Below are 19,700 nucleotides of genomic sequence, written 5' to 3'. Positions count from 1 at the left end.
AAAGCAAAAAAGGCCGTCTCAACGGATGTGTTTAACACATCTGATGAAAACAGCCCTTTGAATCATAACTATCTTATAAATTATAAACTCGATATCTTCACCCTAAAATCCACAGCCATAATGCTAGTCCTGCCAACGTAATCAACAACGTTGGAACCGTCAGGATGATGCCTGCCTTGAAGTAATATCCCCACGTAATCTTCACGCCTTTGCGTGACAATACATGCAGCCACAGCAGGGTGGCCAGTGATCCGATCGGTGTCATCTTCGGACCCAGATCGGAACCAATCACATTGGCATAGATCATAGCCTCTCTTAAGATCCCCTCTGTATGCGTCCCCTGAATGGCAAGCAGATTGATTAACACTGTTGGCAGGTTGTTCATCACGGATGATAATACAGCAGCCATCAGTCCCATACCCAGTGATGCAGCAAGCAGACCATAATTCGCTACAGCATCCAGCCAGCTGCTCAGGTGATCTGTTAACCCGGCATTACGCAGACCGTATACTACAATATACATGCCCACCGAGAAGACAACGATGGACCAAGGTGCTTCTTTGACCACCCGCTTTAAATCTACCGCTTCACTCTTGCGTGCAAGAATACCGAATAAGAGCGCCACCGCACCTACAATAACGGAGACGGGAATCGGGAGGAATTCACTGGAAGCATAGGCGACCAGCAGCAGACCCAACATAAACCAGGCAATCTTGAAGACACGCGGATCACGGATTGCTTCCTTCGGGTCTCGGGCAGCGGTGATATCGTAAGTCTGCGGAATGCTTTTGCGATAAAACATAAACAGCATCGCCGTACTCGCTGCAATCGAGAACAGATTGGGCACAATCATACGCACCGCATACTCTACAAATGTAATGCCGAAGAAATCGGCAGACACAATGTTTACCAGATTGCTGACGACCAGCGGCAGTGAAGTGGTATCCGCTACGAATCCGCTCGCCATAACAAAGGCCAGTACCATGCGCTCATCAAACTTCAACGCACGAACCATCGCCAGGACGATCGGTGTCAGAATAAGCGCTGCACCGTCATTCGCAAACAAGGCAGACACTGCCGCGCCCAGCAAAATGGAATAAAGGAACAGCCTTCGTCCGCTGCCTCCAGCCAGCCTTGCCATATGAAGGGCCGCCCACTCGAAAAACCCGGTTTCGTCCAAAATCAATGAAATCATAATAATACCAACAAAAGCCAGCGTAGCATTCCATACAATAGAAGCTACATCCGAAGCGTCATTCAGGGTGACTACCCCGGCTGCCAGAGCCAGGATTGCTCCCCCTGAAGCACTCCAACCTATTCCAATGCCGCGAGGCTGCCAGATCACCATCGTGATCGTCAAAACAAATATTAAAATTGCTGCATATACCATAGTTCCTCCTGCTGTCCTGACTGAACATGTTTATATTGACGTTCCATAATTAAAATACATCGCATGCCTTGCGTGTAAGAACCAGACGATATATTTATACAGGCCCACAGGAGGATTGTCTATCTTTATTTTCTTCTATATTACAAATACAGGATATTGACCTTCGACATTCAAGACTTGTTGTCGTTTTTGGCAGGATCATCCACCATTTTGAACATACCGAGCAGTCCCTGTAACTGTTCTGCCATGCTGTTCAAATGAGCAGAAGAAGACGCAATCTCCTCAACGGAAGCAAGCTGTTCCTGCGAAGAAGCAGATACTGATTCGGTGCTTGCCGCCGATTCTTGCGTGACGTTCGAGATATCCGTCATCGTTCGAACAACATGAGACGCACCGCTCTCCAATTGTTTTGTCGTTTCGGACAATGCATCCAGCGTATAGACTGCATTTTCCACAGCTTCACGAATTTGAGCAAAAGATTGTTCAGATGTATTTACAGCTTGTATACCATCACCAACCCGGCTTTGGGCTGCATTCATCGCTGTCAGAGCCGAATCCATATCCTGACGAATATTATGGACAAGTTCACCAATCTGGGCTGCAGAACTGCCGGATTCTTCAGCCAGCTTACGCACCTCACCAGCCACGACTGCGAATCCACGCCCTGCATCGCCTGCTCGGGCTGCTTCAATAGACGCATTCAAGGCAAGCAGGTTGGTCTGTTTGGAGATGGAAGCAATGACGTCAACCATACTGCCAATCTCAACCGAACGGGTATTAAGGGACTGAACAACTTTTCCTAACTGCTCTACAGTCTCCTGGATGATGTTCATCTGTTCGACAGCCTGTCCCGCTGCTTTATTCCCTGAAGATGCTGCACCCGACGTATCCCGCATTGTTGTTGTAATGGATTGCACGCGCTCTGACATCAGACGCACATCCTCTGCCATCCGGCTCATCTGTCCCGATCCGTCCTTCACACTGTTCACCTGCTGCTCAGCACCCTCAGCAAGCTCTTGAATAGCCATTGTTGAATGTTCAATAGCTTTAGTTGTCTGGTCTGCACTTGCAGACAGCTCTTGCGAAGATGCGGATACCTGCTCTGCCGTTTCCTGTACGCCCAGAATCATCATCCGTAAGTTATCCACCATACGTTCGAAGTATTTCGCCAGTTCACCTACCTCATCCTTACGTCTGCTATCCATCTTCACGGTCAGATCACCTTTACTCACTGCACGGGCTGATTCCTGAAGCCGCTTGATTGGACGAAGCATCGAACGAGTAAACCAGATAATAAAGATTACAGCCAGAAATACGGAAGCCAGAAGAACGATGAGTGTAGCTAATCGAATTTCTTTGCTTGCGTCGGTGACTTCGCTCTTGAACATCGTACCTGCTATTTTCCAGCCAGTGGCTTCATTGGTAGAGAAAATCATCATTTTGGAGCGATCTTCGTATACATAGTCGAATTGACCTTCCTTACTTTCGTACATCGGTTCCAAAGCTGCACTGTCTTCTTTAGTACCTGCTTCCTGCACAGGGGAAACAACAACATTTTTGTTGGCATCCAGGATAATAACATATCCTTCTTTCCCGACCTTGATAGAGGCCTGATCTTGCAGATTCGTCAAGTCCAGTGACAATCCTATCACGGAGGATTGATCTTTTAAGGTCCTAGAGATAAACACAACGGCTGTGCCGTCTGTATTTTGGGTGACTGGAGAAACAGCAATTGTACCCGGCTTCTCCATCGCCAGCTTGTACCAATCCCGCTCTCTTGGATCATATGCTTCACCTCGCAGACTGCTCTCTGTTGGCTTGCCGCGAACCATGACCCCATCCTTCGTCCCTACGAAAATATTAAGAGCATCTGGATGCAGCCCTAGATACTGAGCGAGCTTGGCCTGAAGCTCAGTACTATCATTCTCTCCTTTGATCAAGGTCGGTTCGAGTGAATCCGAGAAGAAATTAATGTCAAAAATTTTGCTGTTGACCTGACTTTCCACTATTTTATTGGCCGTACTTACACTCTGCACGGCACTGTCATTCAACTGCCCCTGCACCGTATCTTCTGCGATATACAAAGACACTATACTAATCGCCAAACTCGGTACCAAGAGTACGATCAGGAACGAAACGAGCATTTTATTTCTGATATTCCAGACAAAAGTCTTCTTTTTACTCTTCTTTTTGTTTATATTCGGTTTTGCTTTGACTGGTTTGACAGGTTTCTCACTTTTTTCAGGTCTGTGCTCCTGGATTTTGTTCATTTGTTTTTCCCCCTTGTATTTATGAAGCCATTCTCTTTGTTATGTATAAACTTTGAACTTCTATTGGCTTATATTATATATCGGCTAACAATGAGGTTTATTTGATAAGAATGCGGTTTACGACAAACAGGCTGCTTCCTATTGGGAGCAGCCTGTTCTGTACTATAAAGTTAAAACATGATTTATTTCACAGCTTTATACGATGCACCCAAGTACGGCCCGTCTGGAGGATACGCTGCCGGTTTCCCAAAATAATAGCCCTGCGCGAGTTCAATTCCCACCGAGCGACAGAAATCAAATTCTTCGATCCGTTCAATACCTTCAGCAAGCACTTTGCCGCCAAATTGACTAGACATCTGGACAATGTCCACAATCTTCTGCTGTTTGATGCGATCCTGATCACAATGATCGATAAGGCTTCGGTCAATTTTGACAAAATCAGGCTCCAGCCGGTTCATCAGCTCAATGGTGGAATACCCGGCACCTACATCATCCAATGCTACCGACATGCCATGAGCACGATAAACCTTAAAAATATGCTGCAGCGTCGACAGATGCTGAATCTGTTCCGTTTCCACAACCTCGAAGACGAAGTCCTTGGGGTCCAGTGAGAGGCGTTCAATAGCCTCAAATGTATGTGTCAGGCAGTATTCGGGGTTATAGATGGAGGAAGGCAGGAAGTTAACAAAACGTTTGACACCACGAGGCAGGAGCCTCGCACTGGTTTCAATAGCCTTAATACGAGCTGTTCGGTCCAGAAATGAGTGCAGCCCCGTTTCATGTGCCACTTCAAACAATTCATAGGAACTAAAAGCTCTTCCGTGTTCCGCCGGACGGAGCAAAAACTCAAATCCAATAATGCACTCTGAGGCATCGACGATCGGCTGCATATAACTGCTAAACTGGCGTTCCAAAATGATGGAAACGATATCGGCATGTTTGACTCTGGAGTGCTGCATGGATAGGTTGATCCATGCACCATCAGCATCTCCTGCAAAAACATCAGAAGCAGATCTCATCTGAGCCATAAGAGAAATGGATAACATTCTCTCCAAATGAACGATCTCTTCCATTCGAATCTGCAGCTCCTGCACATCTGAAAAATGGAACCAGAGCATCTCTTCTGAATATTCAACATGCCTTCCCTTGGTTTGCAGCGCTTCCAGCAAAGCAGGGGAGACGGGACGCAGGTACAGCGTACCTTGACCCTCTATTGGATAGATCGGACTGCAGCCACTGCAATTCATGTAGAACCCCCTTGCCAGTTTATCAAGCTGTACGTCATTAATGTTATCACGTTTATACCCAAAGTTTGTAAATAGTATATCATGCGTGTTGAAATTAATCTCTATTGTTTTGATGACTTCCTATATGACGTTTATAGAAACAGTTGTATTCACTTCTCTCACAAAAAAGACCAGCAGTCTGATGACTGCCAGTCTTTCCTCTGTACCCATTATTAAAGTCTATGAAGCAGGAATGACAATTTTTTGTCCAACTTTCAGGTTGTACACATTTGTAATTTGATTTGTTTTTAGAAGTACACGCCAGTCCACACCATACTTCAGGCCGATGCGGTACAAGTTGTCCCCTTTTTTCACGACATGCACCACCTTAGTATTTACAGCTGGTTTTTCCGGCTGCGGTTTAGGTGATGGCGTCGGTTTCGGCGTTGGCGCCGGTGATGGTTCTGGTTTCGGTTCTGGTGTTGGCTCGGGTTTTGGAGCTGGATCAGTTCCCGGTTTTGGCGTCGCTGCCTCACCTGTCAGTTTCAATCCGTATTCTGCAAAACCATCTTTATTAGTACCAATGAAAGACATTGCCGGATTGGCTTCAACCAGATCTTTGGCATCTGGAGAAGAAGCAAATACGACTTCAAGGTCATTCAGTGCTTTTGTTACCCCGGCAGATGGCTGGATTGGTGCCAATGACCAGTTGCCGTCTGCTGTGGGGTTAATTGTTTTGTTTTCACGAATATAGTCGATAATGACTTGACGGTTCTCATCCGGTGCTGCCAGAACGATACGTTTGCCATCCGGGTTAGCCAGTTTGGATGAAGACGCACGATAGTTATTGGTTGCTACGATGAATTTCTGTGCTGGATCAACCGGTTTGCCTTCAAAACTCAGATTTTTGATCCGGCTTGCTGATGCATTGACAACCGCTGCTTTGCCGTCATATTTGGCTGGTTGAGTGACATCGATCTGATAGGTTACCCCGTCAATAACATCGAAGTTATACGTCGGGAAATCCATGTTAATCAGCTGCTGCTGACCGCCTTTGGCTGGATGGATCTGGTTAAATTGGCCTGCTGACCATTCTAACCACTCTTTCAACTCAGCACCATTAACCATTACAGCATGTACCGTATTGGGATACACGTAAAGGTCTGCCACATTTTTAATCGCAATTGTACCTTTAGGAATGTTGGTGTAATAGGAAGCACCGGAACGTCCACCCGCTTTGAAAGGTGCACCTGCCGACAAGACAGGAACATTCTCATAATCGGTACCCTGCAGCTTCTTCTCTACATACCATTTCTGTGCATTGGTTACGATCTGAATAGATGGGTCATCCTGCACCAGAGCAAAGAAACTGTTGATTGGTGCTGTCGATTCACCAACTGGACCACGTACATACTTCAGTGTGCCCTCGTGCTCGTCATGGACAGCATCAACAATTGCCTGATCTGCATCGACCAGCGATTTTTTGTTTGCTGTATCATAGATCGGACGAGCTTCCGTTTTGGAATCAACCACTTTCCATTTGCCGTCCACCTGCTCCAGATCCAGATCAATGATTCCGAGATGGTCACCCCAGAAGCCCGGCTCTACAGCAGGAACACCGTTGATTGTACCCTTCTCCAGATCTACTCCTTTTTTACCTTTGAAGTCTGCACTAGGGAACACTTTGTGGGCATGTCCAAACAGGATGGCATTGATGCCTTCCACTTGACTCAGGTACAGCACGGAATTCTCCATCAGGTCGGTTTGCGGAATATCTTCAAATCCGGAGTGAGGAATCGCTACGATAATGTCTGCACCTTCGGCTTTCATCTTCGGAATAAACTTTTTCGCGGTAGCAATAATATCCTTGGCTATTACTTTGCCTTCCAGGTTGGCGCTGTCCCACTGCATGATTTGCGGCGGCACAAAGCCGATCACACCCACTTTAATGGTATGCTCCTTACCATTTTCATCCGTAACTTTCTTGTCCAAAATTTTGTATGGGGTAAAATAGTTTTTGTCGTTTGTTTCATCTTGATCACCATCGTCCACATAGACATTGGCATTAATATAAGGGAAGTTAGCTCCCTCCAGCGTCATGTCAAGGAAATCGAGACCATAGTTGAATTCATGGTTACCGATGTTGCCTGCATCATAGTCAAGCAGATTCATCGCTTTATATACAGGGTGAGTTTCACCCTTTTTCAGAGGATCGATCTTCGCTACATAGTCTCCCATCGGGTTGCCCTGAATCAAGTCACCGTTGTCGAACAACAAGCTGTTTTTCGCTTCTTCACGAGCTTTCTTGATCAGCGAAGCTGTTTTGGCCAGACCATATTGATCTGTCTCTTTGTCCGAATAATAGTCGTAATTGATCAGGTTGTCATGAATGTCTGTTGTCTCCATGATCCGCAATTTGACTTTGGCCGCATCTGCAGCCGATACAGGTACCGGAAATACCGCAAGCACGTTTAACGCAACGAAAGCGGCAGTCAGGCTTGATAACACTTTTTTGCTTTTCTTCAAAATAACCCCTCCCGGTTATGTACATCGAATCATGCCATATTCGCAAACAACAAGCACAGAAAATAATAGATTTCATGGGTTGTGCGTGCTGATAATCCAATGAAGATTCATTAATGGACATCAGGTTAGTTTATCTCACATGAACACCTATTCATATCTGTGCGCGTCATTTACATCCAAATCATAACGTAATGTTAAACCGTTGAAAAGCATTAATTTTTACGTTATCCGCACATACCTGGTCAGAATTACATTTTCATGCGTAAATTCGACAATTTCCGCAGTATTTTAGGGAATAATTAGGGTTATTTTATTTAAATTACGTATATTACATCACCATTACACCCAGCTGATCTAAGCTGCATTGATACGATATCACCAAAAAAACCGTGAAGCCTTGAGAAGGCATTCACGGTTATTATAGGGCAGCAGGCTTCGTCATCTGACAACGGAGCTCCGCAAAGAAATTGCTGAAATAATGTCAGAATGAATCACTGTTCCCATACATGATGTTCATGGTCTTTGCCAGTATATTCAATTCTGGAAGGTGTAATATCCAAAATGACATAGTTAGGGTCATTAGGTCCATCGAACCATGCCTTTAACTCATCATTCCATACCTGCTCACGCAGACCCTCATTTTTGGTTACTTCACATGTACCCTCGATCTCAACCACTTCCTTGGAGCCTCCAGCTTCGTAACCGAGCAGCAGGCTGACATTCGGATTTTTCTCCAGTTCTTCTACCTTATGCGTACGGCGGTTGGTAGCCAGATGAATGTTCAGTCCATCATTGAAAAGAGCCATATAACGAGACTTCGGCTTGCCATTCTCTACGGTTGAAAAGCTGCAAAACGGGTTATTTTCCAAAGCTTTCACAATGTTTTGTTCCAATTCGTTCTGGTTCATGGGAGTTGCTCCTTTCAGGTTGGGGAGTGTTTGACAAATTGTGCAGAAACGTTACGTAAACGGATCGTTCTTCCGATCGCTGTTATCCCCGGATTTATTATTGAATAGCTGTTTAATGGGAAATAATCCGGTGATAAAAGCGAGCGCTTCGCTTCTTCAGAATCGATTCGGTTCTCTCCACTAAGCACAATTCCTCAAACTTAGAGTTACATTTAAAATTTGGAGACAACGAGCGACTTCCTTGCTCTTCAGAAGCGATCTTGTCCCCTTCACTAGTGCTGCTGATCTTCCAGTGGTAAAAGCAGCTAAAAGCCAGAAAGCTTTTAAAGCCTTTCTTGGATTATTAGTAAAAATCTCTGTCCTTTACATTGAACATAGATCTCCTAATACGCGGTACAGTTGTGCCTACTAATTAAGAACAGATGCCTGATTAGTGTGCAAATGCCTGTACTTATAGTGTACCCGCCTCACCTATGTTGAATCCCCAAACCCAGAACGTATACGTGACAATTTTAGAAAAGTTATGCCTAATTCAGGTCGCCAAGGTAGATACGCTGCTTTCCTTTATTTAAAAGCAATTCACCGATCGTTTTGGGATACAGACGAATTTGGTCCAGTTTCTCAAGCGCAATCCACTCCACGGCCACCTGATGATCATCCGGGTTAGAACCTTCAAAGACAGAAGCCTCCCGGTCAACAAGACTGCATGCAAAATAAAATTCGACCTGATGGATATCAGCATCCCACTCGGCAAACTCATGATTGGCTCCGATGTACTCACGAATATGTAAAAGCTCACCTACCTGCACAGCCTGTCCAATCTCCTCCAGGCACTCCCGTGCAGCAGCATCTTTCAACTCCTCGCCTTTTTCCTGCCCGCCGCCAGGGAAAACATAAGCATCACCGTACTGGTCTTCCAGACGAATCAGTAACAAACGCCCCTCCTGAACGATGACCGCTTTGGCCGAATTCCGTATGGGTTTCATGGTATGATATATCCTCCATTCTCCATCCATATTAACTTATTTTTCGTGAAAGGCAGTCATGACTATTCCCTCCGCTTCGAGAAGCAGGCGGATCTCCCGAGCGAATGTCAAAGCTTGTCTGCCATCGCCATGGATACAGAGCGTATCTGCAGTAATCGGAACCTCACTACCCGACGTAGAGACGACTACTCCATCCACAACCATTCGCAATACCTGAGCCAGTGCTTTTTCCGGCTGTTCTATCAGTGCGCCTTCATGACTGCGGGGTGTTAACTGGCCCTCCGAACTATACGTGCGATCTGCAAATACTTCATTCACTCCCCGCACACCAATTCGTTCGGCTGCTCTGATCAACTCACTACCAGCCAGACCATACAGGTATGCCTCCGGACGTACTTGATAGACCGCTTCGGCAATCGCCTCGGCAAGTTTGGCATCGGCTGCCGCCATATTGTACAGCGCTCCGTGCGGTTTAACATGATGCAGCTGTCCTCCACCTGCCCGGACAAAAGCATCCAATGCACCAATCTGATATACGACCATGTCATAAGCTTCTCTAGGCGTGATATCCATCATTCTTCGTCCAAATCCCTGCAAATCAGGAAGCCCGGGATGTGCGCCAACCGCGACGCTATGAGCTATTGCCCGCTCAACCGTCAGGCGCATGACAGCAGGATCACCGGCATGGAACCCGCAGGCGATATTGGCTGAGGTCACCAAAGGCAGGATGGCCTCATCAGACTCCATTAGAATCCGGTGAGCCCCATAGCTTTCACCGAGATCACAATTGATATCCAGTGTAAGTGATCTATCCATTATACCGCCTCCCATGCAGCCATTTTTCTCCGAATCATCTGATCCATCAGCTGCAGCTCTTTCTCCCGCTTCACGTACAGATTTCGCGCTTCTTCTTTCGTAATCGGTGCAAAAGAAAACCGTGTTCCCGGCTTGGCTTGAGCCAGAATCGGCAGATCTACCGCAGCTGTCTGTGCAATTACAGGATACCCTCCAATGGTCTGATGATCTGCCATTAACACAATAGGCTGTCCATCTGTCGGTACCTGCACGGTGCCATAAGAGACTGCTTCGGATAAACGCTGCAGCGGCTGAGCCAATTCCAGCTTTGCGCCCTGCACTCGGTACCCCATGCGATCCGATTGAGGTAAGACCACGTAATCGCCGGCATAAAACTGCTTCAGGCTATCCGCCTCAAAGTACGAACTGTCTTGACCCGGCATCACCCGAATAACAGGTCTTCCGTCATAGCCGGGCCCATTCCGCTCCGACAATCGCCATGATGGAGCTGCCATAGATTCGTTCTCGCCTGCATGCATCGCCATAACACGTATCCATTGCTGTACTTCATCCGAGATCATGCCTGCAGTTAGCACATCGGATGTACGCAGCGCCCTTCCATGCATACCGCCAATCCCCGTTTTGAGGTCCGTGCTTCGACTGCCCATCACTTCAGGTACATCAATTCCGCCAGCCAGTGCCATATATGCACGCATGCCATGCCGGCATACTCCAAATTTCAATATACTTCCGGCTCTCAGCAGCACGGGACGCCACAAAGGCACGCGCTGCCGATCTACCGCAGCACTCAGATCGGCACCACAGAGCGAAATCAATTGATCCTTCTGAAATCGAAGCTCGGGTCCTGCCATCGTAATTTCAATTACCGCTTCACGCCGTGAATTGCCGACAAGTATATTCGCCGCTCTGGCCGCAAACGAATCCATAACGCCACCCACCGACACACCATAACGGCGAAACCCCATTCTGCCTTCATCCTGGACGGTGGTCAACAAGCCGGGACGAATGATCTCCACACCCATCATTCAACCTCCCTCCTTGCCATTTCCACATATTCCTGCATCGTAATCGGTTGAAAACGAACCACATCCCCAGCTTTAAGCAGACTCGGCGAGTTCAGTTCCGGACGGAACAAGCGGACTGGCGTGCGGCCGATACACTGCCATCCTCCTGGCGTTGCTATCGGATAAATTCCCGTCTGCGAACCGCCAATGCCTACCGTTCCTGCCTCTACCCGAAGCCGTGGCGTTCCCCTTCTTGGTGTGGCAATTCGCTCCGGTAACCCTCCCAGATAAGGAAAACCCGGAGCAAATCCAATCATATGTACGAGGTAATCCACAGATGAATGGATCGCAACAACTTCCTCTGTCGTTAAATCATGTTCCGCAGCTACATGTGCTATGTCCGGCCCGAACTCTCCGCCATAACATACCGGAATGGTCATGATTCTGGGGGATGCCGGTTTTCCTTTCGGTTTCGTATCCTTGGATTTACCCGGCTTACCGCATTCATGCGGGTTATCTAAGTGATCTCTTTCCTTCAGGCTGCTCAGCCGCTGCAGCAGTATACTGCTGATCTCGTCATATGACAACAAAAGCGGATCGTAAAATAATGTGACTGACAGATAGGATGGCACCCACTCTACTGCAGCTGTCACAGCACCCTTTTCCAGCAAAACACATACCGACATTACCCTCTGATGCACTTCTTCCGAGAGTACACTGCCGCAGCGGATCACGATCCCATGCTCCCCGAGTGGAGACAACATTTCCTCCGTCCAGTTGTAGGTGGTTGCGGCCATGCCCATCTCTCCCTTTGAGCTTTGTTACCTTGCTGATTGAATTGGTTATTATTCCATGTATCCCTCTGCACTTCTCTTATACCTTTCTTATACTTCTCCGCCTACCAATGCTTTTAACAGCAGCGAACGAACTACCGGAAACGGCTCACCCTCTTTATTACGTACAGCAAAATAAAGAGACTGCATAAACATTCTGATATTCACACTCATGTGACTGTTTTCCTGCAGCGTCATACCATCCCTGACGTCTTCGCTCCTCGCTGTCTGAAGCTGGGCAACCCAGGCTTCAAGTGCTGCCTGTTCCAGCAGGTTACGATTCAAAATAGCCACGGCTGCCTGGGCCATACGCTGATCTTCATCATAGATGTACGCTCTGCCGGACTCCATAACTTTTATGGAGAGTGCATGGAGCAGCGCCTGCAAATCAGTCTGTTCAAGATACGTTGACTGTGCCAGATCCTCCGCAGCGTCGGCAGCATGAGCCGAAGCGTGTGCCCACCCTTTGTCCTCTACATAGCCGCGAACATCCTTTTCCTCTCTCAGATAAGTAATCAATCGCTGCTGAATCCATGCCGCATCTTCTCTTTGCAGGAAAGACCGCTGACGGTCCATACTCAAGATGGGCGGCAGGATCAGCACAGAAAACGTTCGAGTAAATACACTGTCTGTTTCCTGTTCTCCGATTCTGTAGAAGAGATGTTCATCATCCAGTGCCAGCTGCATCAAAGCCTTAAGCTGATCATCCGCAAAGACGTTCTGACCAATCCATGTGGCGAGCGTAATATAGATAAGCTCATCCCGGAGGACAGGGTCCGGGTTACCGATATGCTTCATCATATGCAGCGCGAGTTCATAGGGCTGTTCGACCTGATCTGCAGCATGGTTCACAGTTTGGATCTGCTGCAGCTTCTGTTTTAACGTGATTGCGTCCATTTACAACGATCCTTTCCCCTGTGCCAGATGTGTACTGCAGTTGTACAGCTCACACTGCCACACCTGATCTTGATGTATCATCCGTGTAATGGATGTGTTCCCCAATTTCACACGAATATCCAGCTCCGGCACCAGTGTTCGCAGCGTATTGCGAAGCACAGCCCCGTGACTCACCACGATCACTCGTCCATCCGGGTGCTGGCGAATGATATCTTCAAGCACAGCTATGCCACGAGCAGCTCCTGCCTCGGGAAGTTCTTTTCCCAGATCCAGGGAACTCCAGTCTGCCCCCCACTTCGCAATGCGCTCCTCCTCTGTCGTCCCTTCCACCTGTCCTCCGCTCATTTCACGTAACCTCGGGTCCAGATGAATCTCTTGAATATGCAGCCGTTCTCCGATGATCCGTGCCGTCTCACTTGCCCTTTCCAGATCACTGGCATAGATGGCATCCCATGATTCCTCCGCCAGCCTTACTGCCAGCAAAGCCGCCTGTTCTCTGCCTTCCTGATCCAGCGGGTTGTCCGTCTGTCCCTGTGAACGCTTTTCTTTATTCCATGCTGTACTGCCATGACGTATCAATGCGATATGTGTCATTCTTGTTAGTCCCTCTTTTCCATATGAAGCTCGTCCTCTGTAAAATGTTTTGTTGTTTTTGGCTTGGAAAATTTGCCTTTGTTATAGCTGTCCGATCCACTTCGTGGTATAGAAAGACTATCCCACGAGGCTTGCTTCAGCATTTTGGCAATATGAATAATCTGCCCCACATGATAAGGATAATGTGCCAACTGCCGCATAATGGCTTCCATGATGGTATGGCCTTCATTCCGAATATATATGATCCGGGACATTTGCTCCGGAGTTATCGAACGCAGTGCTCCAAGCAGACAGCCCCAGCCCTCTTCCCACTTGGCAAGCAGCTCTTCCCGGGTATGAAAATCACCAACAAATTCAGCGTCGCGTTCACGCCATGGCTTCTCTCCATCCGTTGTCAGCACATCCGTCCACCGTGATCTCATATTGCCCCACAAGTGTTTAACAATCACTGCAATACTATTGGTATCTTCATTCCACGTTTGGAATAACTGCTCCGGCTCCAGCTGCGCCATCGCGCGTTCGCCAAGCTGCTTGTAATAGATAAACTGTTTCTCGGCTGTCTCCAAAAAGAGCTGATTCGTATCCATTCGTCTTAACCACCTCTCCAAATGTACATAAAGCGCTGACTGATATTATGCCGGAAAAGAAAACGTGCCATCTGCATTCGGTTCAAAATTGATGACTCTACTTACAGCATCCAGGTTTAACTCTCCATAGATGTGTGGAAAAAGCTCGTTTAACTCATATAGATCTTCATAAATCAGTTCCGCCTTCAAAGCTCTCTCTTCAATCCCAAGCAGCAGGAGGTCGGTACGGCCCGCATAATACTGCCCGGCTACCCATGGAATCTGAGCTGCTGTGGAACAATGAATAAAGCCGTCGGTCTGGAGACTTTCCGGTGCGTACGTATCTCCTTTGGAAACTTCGTCCCATAACGAACGGGAAATAATACTGTAGATCATTGGGCTTTTCCTCCTTCGATGCTGTGATGCAGCCATTATTAATCAAATATTATAGATCATCCCGAATGCGGGCGTACAATTTCTGGTCGGTAAACACACCTTTTATTTTCAACTGCTTGCGCAGCAATCCTTCCTGCACCATGCCCAGCTTTTCCATTACACGTGCAGAGCCAATATTACCCGCGTTGCATCTTCCTTCCAGCCGATTGCAGTCCAGCTCCTCAAAGCAATAATCCACGACAGGCTGCATCGCTTCTACAGCCAGTCCCCTGCCCCAATACGAGCTGGCGATAGCATACCCCATTTCAGCGCGCTGCATGGATTCATCCAGATTAAAAATTCCGCCTCTACCGATCAGCTGTCCTGTCTCTTTTAGCACAAAGGCCCAGAGATAGACCGTTTTTTGCTCATAGTTTCGCAGCACCCGTTCCAAATAACCGATGGAATCTTCCTTCGTCTGATGGCACTGCCACAAGCTCTGCTCACTTACTTTCGGATCAGATGCGAACGCAAAATATGGATCCAGATCATCCATCGTAAGCCGTCTGAGGTACAGCCGCTCCGTTTCAAATTCCGGTGATGCCGCAAAAAGTTTGTCTACATTCATTGAGGTACCTCCTTATGAATTATATTGGTTTCAGGACTTCATCACTTGACTCAGCAAAAATCGGTCTACGATATAAACACACAAAATCCCGAACAGGTATCTAATCAAATCTATGACAAGAAATCCCTGACCCAGAATCAGTGCTCCCCATACTGTAGAACGCAGATGATTCAGCCAAGGTACGTGAATCATCTGCGAGAATTCAATAATGAAGCTGAACATGACACTCGCCAGTACTGCACCTACACGGCCCCAATGGATACAGACTGCACGTACACCGAAATAGATCATGCCTGCCCAGAGTGCGTCTCCAAAATGATCGTATATCCATTGCGGCAAAAATTCTCCATATTTTCTAGAGGCCAGTCCGGCTGCCATCGTTATGATCACGGCGGTTACGTATACCAATCTATTTTTCATAAGCATTCTGTTTCTTCCACTACAATCGCCCATCCAGAACCTGTGTAATAAATTCGGTTTTAGCCTTGGTGTATGCTTCTCTGTCATCTTTATTCTCATCAGCAAGCCTCAACTTTAGTGCTGCGTATGCCTTGACCAATTCCGGCCGCTCTCTGAGCACATCCCGAAATCGAATCTGACGCTCCCAGCGTTCCTCACCTGAACGCATGAGATGAAGGTGCACTGCCCTCTTTTCATCCTTGACTCTGACCCAGAAACGCCTATACTCCCGGCCATCCAGTTCAGGCGGAACATAATTCCAGCCGGCAGGATGAAGCCGCTTGGTAATAAGAGAGATATCATCCCAAGACTGCACGGCCCCCATTAAATCAATGATCGGTTTGGCAGGCAGACCCGGCACGGACGTGCTCCCAATATGTTCGAATGTATGTATGTCTAGGTGTTGTAAAAGATCTCTTAACTGCTTCATTTCTTCTTGAGCCTGTACTCTCCAGGAAGCGTTAGCTTCTACAACCTCTACTGGTTCGGTGGCCCACGCAGGCCAATTCTCCGGTTTCAGATGTTCCGTCATTTCCAAGATCACCTCTTAATCCAGATTAATCTAAATTCAAAAAAGGAGGCGCTAGGCACGCCTCCTTCATAGTATATAACATTGATTCAACCAGAGGTTGACGCATATCAAGCCTTCAGTGGAAATCAACCTGCTTCAGGCCCTTACAGGGCAAGAAGTTTTATTTATTTTACTGTTACGGGTATCGTCACTTTTTTATTTCCCCATTTGGCAGACACAATCGTCTTTCCCTTGGACACAGCAACAATCTTGCCATTGGTCACTGAAGCAACGCCCGGCTTGGAACTGCTCCACACGGCACTGCTTGTAACCATCGTTGTTTTCCCTGTATCATATTTAGCCATCACACCCAGCGTAATGCTGGATTGTGGAGACAAGACCAGGCTCTTCTGACCCATAATCAGCTTCTGGAGCGTTGGCACCACAGTGACGGTTACAGTCACAGTCTGGTTTTGATACGTACCTGTCAAGGTTGCTTGTCCTTCCGTCAACGCTTTGACCGAACCATTTTTCACCGCAGCCACACCGGGATTGGATGAGGTCCAGACAATGGATTTGGATAAATTGACCTTTTTCCCATTAGAATAGGTTCCCGTAACTTTAAGTGCCTTGGACTTCTTGAGATTGAGCTGTACTGCTGTAGGTGTGATTTCCACCTTGGTTATAATGTCCGTCACCACTACAGGCACCTTAACCGTGGTTGACCCATATTTCCCCTGCAGCAGCACCCGGCCAGGAGTGACCCCTTTGATCTTTCCATTTTCGAGCACAGCCAAGTTATTGGATACAGTCCATACGATATCGGATGTGACATCCTCTTCTTTTCCATTTGCCCGTGTAATACTTACCTTTGGCAGTGCACCTTCGTTTCCTTTGACAAAGCTGTACGACTTAGGTGAAGCCTTGATACTTTTAATTTTGTCCTGAACCTGAACAGCCACTTGAGCTTTGACTCCGTCCACTTGTGCAATAATGACTGCTTCGCCTGCAGCAATCGCCTTCACTTTGCCCTTGGTAATCGTAACGACAGCGGCATTGCTGGTGGACCAAGTCACTCCGCCGGTAACATCCTGTTTGTTATCAAAACCTTCAACCGCCGCCATCACCTGATAGGACGCTGTTTCACCTACACTCATCATCTTGGAGCTGCCGCCTGTAATTTCAATTGAAGTTATATCACCAGCTGCAGCCCAAGCAGACGCAGGTATCACAGCGGTGAGTGTGATAACCAGAGCAAGCAAGCCTCGAAGCACCCATTTCATTCTACTCATTTCCAGTCTCCTTCTCCCATCATTCAGTATTTTTCCATACCTACAACCAATATTTTACTTCTAATATATCTTATATCGGACAGCCAATGGTTAAAGTTAAATGACAAGCCGGAATAGATCAGGGACGATTGAAAAGAGCCTGCTGGATATAGCTGCTGTTGCGAATAACCGTAAACGTATAAAAGCTATCACTACTTCAACATCCACAAAGGTTCGCACAGAAGATGAAATGATCTTACTGATGAAAACTGCCCGCAACCGTTTCAGAAAAGCAATAGAATCCGGACAGATCGAAAGTATTAACGAGCGTGAATGGAAGCTGCGTTAAGAATATATACTTCTGGAAGCTATAAGACTGCTGATATGGATCTGGTAATGATTAGAGATGATCTGGCACGAGCTTTATTTGATAGACTAGGTTTCATTCGTGAAGGCAGCATCAGCAGAGAATATAAATTAGCAGCCCGCCTGGAACAAGAGTACCAATGGGTCATTGATCATATGTTTGAATAAAGGGACCAGGCAAGGGTCCCTTTGTTATTTGTTTTTCATTCTTTGTTTCATAATCATTCCTAGGGGGGTAGTGCACTTCAGCGGGTTTCAAGACACGCCCTGGTTTAATCTCACCTCTACAATTCGTTATCCTGCTCACGCACTGGCAAAATCAAACGTTCGGCTCCGCCCATATAGGGCCGCAGGGCTGCCGGAATATGAATGCTCCCGTCAGCCAGCTGGTGATTCTCCAGCAGCGGGATTAGAATACGCGGCGAAGCCACGGCTGTATTGTTGAGTGTATGGCAGTACACCAGCCTGCCATCCTCATCAAGACAGCGAATGTTCGAGCGGCGAGCCTGAAAATCATGCAGATTCGACGACGAATGCGTCTCACCATATGCCCCGCGGCTTGGCATCCAGGTTTCGATGTCATACTGTTTGTACGTCTTCTGGGACATATCACCCGTGCATACCGCCACCACACGATATGGCAGTTCAAGCAGCTGCAGCAGTTCCTCCGCATGTTCCGTAATCTCCTGCAGCATACGTTCCGATTCCACCGTATCCGGCGCGCACAGGATGACCTGCTCCACCTTGGCAAACTGATGCACACGGTACAATCCCCGCACATCACGTCCACCCGACCCTACTTCACTGCGAAAACACGTCGATACGGCTGCCAGCTTCACCGGCTGCTTCACATCAATGACCTCATCCGCATAATACGAAACCAGCGGTACCTCCGATGTACCAACAAGCCATTTGTCCTCACCCTGCAGCTCATACACCTGATCTCGGCCTGTCGGGAAGAATCCGGTGTTCACCAAAGCGTCCTCTCTGACCATGAGTGGAACCTCCATAGGTGTGAAACCCTGCTTCAGCAGCAGATCCAGCGCAAGCTGCTGTACAGCCCGGTGCAGCATCAGGCCAGCACCCTTTAATACATAACTTCGAGTGCCGCCGATCTTCACGCCACGCGGAATATCAATGAGTTCATGCATTTCTCCAAGTTCCACATGGTCTCTTGCGGCGTATTCAAACACTGGAAGATCCCCCACCCGGCGCAGCTCTACATTATCTTCATCCGACCTGCCCACAGGGGTATCTGGCGACACGACATTTGGAACCAGCCACTGCAATCGGGTCACTTCTTCCTGAATCTGCGCAAGTTTCGCTTCCTCCTGCTCAAGCTGTTTATTAAGCTGTTTTACCTTCGCCCTCATGTTCTCCGCCTGCTCACGCTCACCTGTCTGCATAAGTTTCCCGATATCTGCCGACAGTGTATTGCGCAGGCGGCGTCCTTCTTCTGTATGCTGCAGAAGCACTTTGCGCTCGTCATCCCGCTGTATCAACGCGGCGATATCAATCTTGATCTTTTTCCCGTCTGCTGCGGCCTGAACCTCTTCTGCATGTGCCCGAACCCACTTCATATCTAACATGGTCACCGTCTCCTTTGGCTAAAAAAATACAAAGAGCGCCCTCATCCCTTGGGACGAGGAGCGCTCTGCTCGCGGTGCCACCCAACTTGCCGAATCCGTATAAATATCCCTGATTCAGCCTCTTGGTCCGCGATAACGGGCGGTTCCGGTTAACTTGGGAAAGTTTCAATTCGCTCCCTGGCGAAAACGCCTCCGAGTTGGATTCTCTTCAACGGCATGATCCGATCTGCAATTGTGTTACTCAGTATATACGAAGACAGAATATAAATGCAACTGATAGATATCCCATTTCAATAAATGATGGAGCTTTCTTCATCCGTTTGTCCAAATCCTGAATCATTACAATGCCCACTTACGTATCTTTACAAAGCTGGATCAAGTAAAATTGAAATAACTTCTAAAACCTCAAGGGGTGAGCTTATGTTTTACTTCATCGTCTTTCTGTTGATTAGTTTAATCGGATTCGTCTTTGGAACCAGAGCCCT

Annotated in this window: 19 protein-coding genes; 1 reads left to right on the top strand and 18 read right to left on the bottom strand. The window is 47.5% G+C overall.

The features are described from left to right. Positions 1-97 precede the first annotated feature (97 nt). The 17 genes from MKY97_RS02545 to MKY97_RS02465 form a co-directional block, all read right to left on the bottom strand. Complete coding sequence (locus MKY97_RS02545; RefSeq protein WP_342553966.1) at positions 98-1,390, bottom strand: arsenic transporter; 1,293 nt, start codon at positions 1,388-1,390, stop codon at positions 98-100. A gap of 170 nt (positions 1,391-1,560) precedes the next feature. Then, positions 1,561-3,660 (bottom strand): methyl-accepting chemotaxis protein, encoded by a 2,100-nt coding sequence (locus MKY97_RS02540; RefSeq protein ID WP_342553965.1) that lies wholly within the window; start codon positions 3,658-3,660, stop codon positions 1,561-1,563. Between the two features lie 182 nt (positions 3,661-3,842). Next, positions 3,843-4,907: an EAL domain-containing protein gene (locus tag MKY97_RS02535; protein ID WP_342553964.1), complete on the bottom strand. Its 1,065-nt coding sequence runs from the start codon at positions 4,905-4,907 to the stop codon at positions 3,843-3,845. 219 nt (positions 4,908-5,126) lie between these two features. After that, complete coding sequence (locus tag MKY97_RS02530) at positions 5,127-7,355, bottom strand: bifunctional 2',3'-cyclic-nucleotide 2'-phosphodiesterase/3'-nucleotidase (protein WP_342556206.1); 2,229 nt, start codon at positions 7,353-7,355, stop codon at positions 5,127-5,129. A gap of 548 nt (positions 7,356-7,903) precedes the next feature. After that, positions 7,904-8,320: a pyridoxamine 5'-phosphate oxidase family protein gene (locus tag MKY97_RS02525; protein WP_342553963.1), complete on the bottom strand. Its 417-nt coding sequence runs from the start codon at positions 8,318-8,320 to the stop codon at positions 7,904-7,906. Between the two features lie 527 nt (positions 8,321-8,847). Beyond that, a complete protein-coding gene (locus tag MKY97_RS02520; protein WP_342553962.1) occupies positions 8,848-9,306 on the bottom strand; it encodes an NUDIX domain-containing protein in 459 nt (152 codons plus the stop codon). A 36-nt stretch (positions 9,307-9,342) separates the two neighbouring features. Beyond that, on the bottom strand, positions 9,343-10,122 hold the full coding sequence (locus tag MKY97_RS02515; RefSeq protein ID WP_342553961.1) for a 5-oxoprolinase subunit PxpA: 780 nt from the start codon (positions 10,120-10,122) through the stop codon (positions 9,343-9,345). Then, positions 10,122-11,147, bottom strand: a complete 1,026-nt coding sequence (locus tag MKY97_RS02510) for a biotin-dependent carboxyltransferase family protein (RefSeq protein ID WP_342553960.1) — start codon at positions 11,145-11,147, stop codon at positions 10,122-10,124. The genes MKY97_RS02515 and MKY97_RS02510 overlap by 1 nt, the downstream gene beginning before the upstream one ends. Then, positions 11,144-11,923, bottom strand: coding sequence for a 5-oxoprolinase subunit PxpB (pxpB, locus tag MKY97_RS02505; protein ID WP_342553959.1), 780 nt, complete (start codon positions 11,921-11,923; stop codon positions 11,144-11,146). Before pxpB ends, MKY97_RS02510 begins: the two co-directional genes overlap by 4 nt. A gap of 87 nt (positions 11,924-12,010) precedes the next feature. After that, a complete protein-coding gene (locus MKY97_RS02500) occupies positions 12,011-12,856 on the bottom strand; it encodes a DUF2785 domain-containing protein (RefSeq protein ID WP_342553958.1) in 846 nt (281 codons plus the stop codon). Continuing rightward, positions 12,857-13,450 (bottom strand): histidine phosphatase family protein, encoded by a 594-nt coding sequence (locus tag MKY97_RS02495; RefSeq protein WP_342553957.1) that lies wholly within the window; start codon positions 13,448-13,450, stop codon positions 12,857-12,859. Positions 13,451-13,455: 5 nt separating this feature from the next. Then, a complete protein-coding gene (locus MKY97_RS02490) occupies positions 13,456-14,037 on the bottom strand; it encodes a DUF1572 family protein (protein ID WP_342553956.1) in 582 nt (193 codons plus the stop codon). Between the two features lie 45 nt (positions 14,038-14,082). Further along, positions 14,083-14,412, bottom strand: a complete 330-nt coding sequence (locus MKY97_RS02485; protein WP_342553955.1) for a DUF952 domain-containing protein — start codon at positions 14,410-14,412, stop codon at positions 14,083-14,085. A gap of 49 nt (positions 14,413-14,461) precedes the next feature. Then, positions 14,462-15,019, bottom strand: a complete 558-nt coding sequence (locus tag MKY97_RS02480; protein WP_342553954.1) for a GNAT family N-acetyltransferase — start codon at positions 15,017-15,019, stop codon at positions 14,462-14,464. A gap of 30 nt (positions 15,020-15,049) precedes the next feature. Next, positions 15,050-15,445 (bottom strand): DUF2809 domain-containing protein, encoded by a 396-nt coding sequence (locus MKY97_RS02475; protein ID WP_342553953.1) that lies wholly within the window; start codon positions 15,443-15,445, stop codon positions 15,050-15,052. A gap of 13 nt (positions 15,446-15,458) precedes the next feature. Then, positions 15,459-16,010, bottom strand: coding sequence for a GrpB family protein (locus MKY97_RS02470; RefSeq protein ID WP_342553952.1), 552 nt, complete (start codon positions 16,008-16,010; stop codon positions 15,459-15,461). Between the two features lie 164 nt (positions 16,011-16,174). Continuing rightward, entirely contained in the window at positions 16,175-17,281 is a 1,107-nt protein-coding gene (locus MKY97_RS02465) for an Ig-like domain-containing protein (RefSeq protein ID WP_342553951.1), read from the bottom strand. A 312-nt stretch (positions 17,282-17,593) separates the two neighbouring features. Here MKY97_RS02465 and MKY97_RS02460 point away from each other — a divergent pair, with 312 nt between their 5' ends. Beyond that, positions 17,594-17,794, top strand: coding sequence for a hypothetical protein (locus MKY97_RS02460; RefSeq protein ID WP_342553950.1), 201 nt, complete (start codon positions 17,594-17,596; stop codon positions 17,792-17,794). A 116-nt stretch (positions 17,795-17,910) separates the two neighbouring features. On the opposite strand, the gene serS is transcribed toward MKY97_RS02460, so the two are convergent. Continuing rightward, a complete protein-coding gene (serS, locus tag MKY97_RS02455) occupies positions 17,911-19,215 on the bottom strand; it encodes a serine--tRNA ligase (RefSeq protein ID WP_342553949.1) in 1,305 nt (434 codons plus the stop codon). Positions 19,216-19,700: the final 485 nt, after the last annotated feature.

The organism is Paenibacillus sp. FSL R7-0652 (genome assembly GCF_038595045.1).
Lineage (GTDB): Bacteria > Bacillota > Bacilli > Paenibacillales > Paenibacillaceae > Paenibacillus.
This window is presented reverse-complemented; position numbering and strand designations above follow the sequence as displayed.

Excerpts from the sequence above, each read along its gene's own strand:
- MKY97_RS02545 (WP_342553966.1), bottom strand. The coding sequence starts at position 1,390 with ATGGTATATGCAGCAATTTTAATATTTGTTTTGACGATCACGATGGTG.
- MKY97_RS02540 (WP_342553965.1), bottom strand. The coding sequence starts at position 3,660 with ATGAACAAAATCCAGGAGCACAGACCTGAAAAAAGTGAGAAACCTGTC.
- MKY97_RS02535 (WP_342553964.1), bottom strand. The coding sequence starts at position 4,907 with ATGAATTGCAGTGGCTGCAGTCCGATCTATCCAATAGAGGGTCAAGGT.
- MKY97_RS02525 (WP_342553963.1), bottom strand. The coding sequence starts at position 8,320 with ATGAACCAGAACGAATTGGAACAAAACATTGTGAAAGCTTTGGAAAAT.
- MKY97_RS02520 (WP_342553962.1), bottom strand. The coding sequence starts at position 9,306 with ATGAAACCCATACGGAATTCGGCCAAAGCGGTCATCGTTCAGGAGGGG.
- MKY97_RS02515 (WP_342553961.1), bottom strand. The coding sequence starts at position 10,122 with ATGGATAGATCACTTACACTGGATATCAATTGTGATCTCGGTGAAAGC.
- MKY97_RS02510 (WP_342553960.1), bottom strand. The coding sequence starts at position 11,147 with ATGATGGGTGTGGAGATCATTCGTCCCGGCTTGTTGACCACCGTCCAG.
- pxpB (WP_342553959.1), bottom strand. The coding sequence starts at position 11,923 with ATGGCCGCAACCACCTACAACTGGACGGAGGAAATGTTGTCTCCACTC.
- MKY97_RS02500 (WP_342553958.1), bottom strand. The coding sequence starts at position 12,856 with ATGGACGCAATCACGTTAAAACAGAAGCTGCAGCAGATCCAAACTGTG.
- MKY97_RS02495 (WP_342553957.1), bottom strand. The coding sequence starts at position 13,450 with ATGACACATATCGCATTGATACGTCATGGCAGTACAGCATGGAATAAA.
- MKY97_RS02490 (WP_342553956.1), bottom strand. The coding sequence starts at position 14,037 with ATGGATACGAATCAGCTCTTTTTGGAGACAGCCGAGAAACAGTTTATC.
- MKY97_RS02485 (WP_342553955.1), bottom strand. The coding sequence starts at position 14,412 with ATGATCTACAGTATTATTTCCCGTTCGTTATGGGACGAAGTTTCCAAA.
- MKY97_RS02480 (WP_342553954.1), bottom strand. The coding sequence starts at position 15,019 with ATGAATGTAGACAAACTTTTTGCGGCATCACCGGAATTTGAAACGGAG.
- MKY97_RS02475 (WP_342553953.1), bottom strand. The coding sequence starts at position 15,445 with ATGCTTATGAAAAATAGATTGGTATACGTAACCGCCGTGATCATAACG.
- MKY97_RS02470 (WP_342553952.1), bottom strand. The coding sequence starts at position 16,010 with ATGACGGAACATCTGAAACCGGAGAATTGGCCTGCGTGGGCCACCGAA.
- MKY97_RS02465 (WP_342553951.1), bottom strand. The coding sequence starts at position 17,281 with ATGAGTAGAATGAAATGGGTGCTTCGAGGCTTGCTTGCTCTGGTTATC.
- MKY97_RS02460 (WP_342553950.1), top strand. The coding sequence starts at position 17,594 with ATGGAAGCTGCGTTAAGAATATATACTTCTGGAAGCTATAAGACTGCT.
- serS (WP_342553949.1), bottom strand. The coding sequence starts at position 19,215 with ATGTTAGATATGAAGTGGGTTCGGGCACATGCAGAAGAGGTTCAGGCC.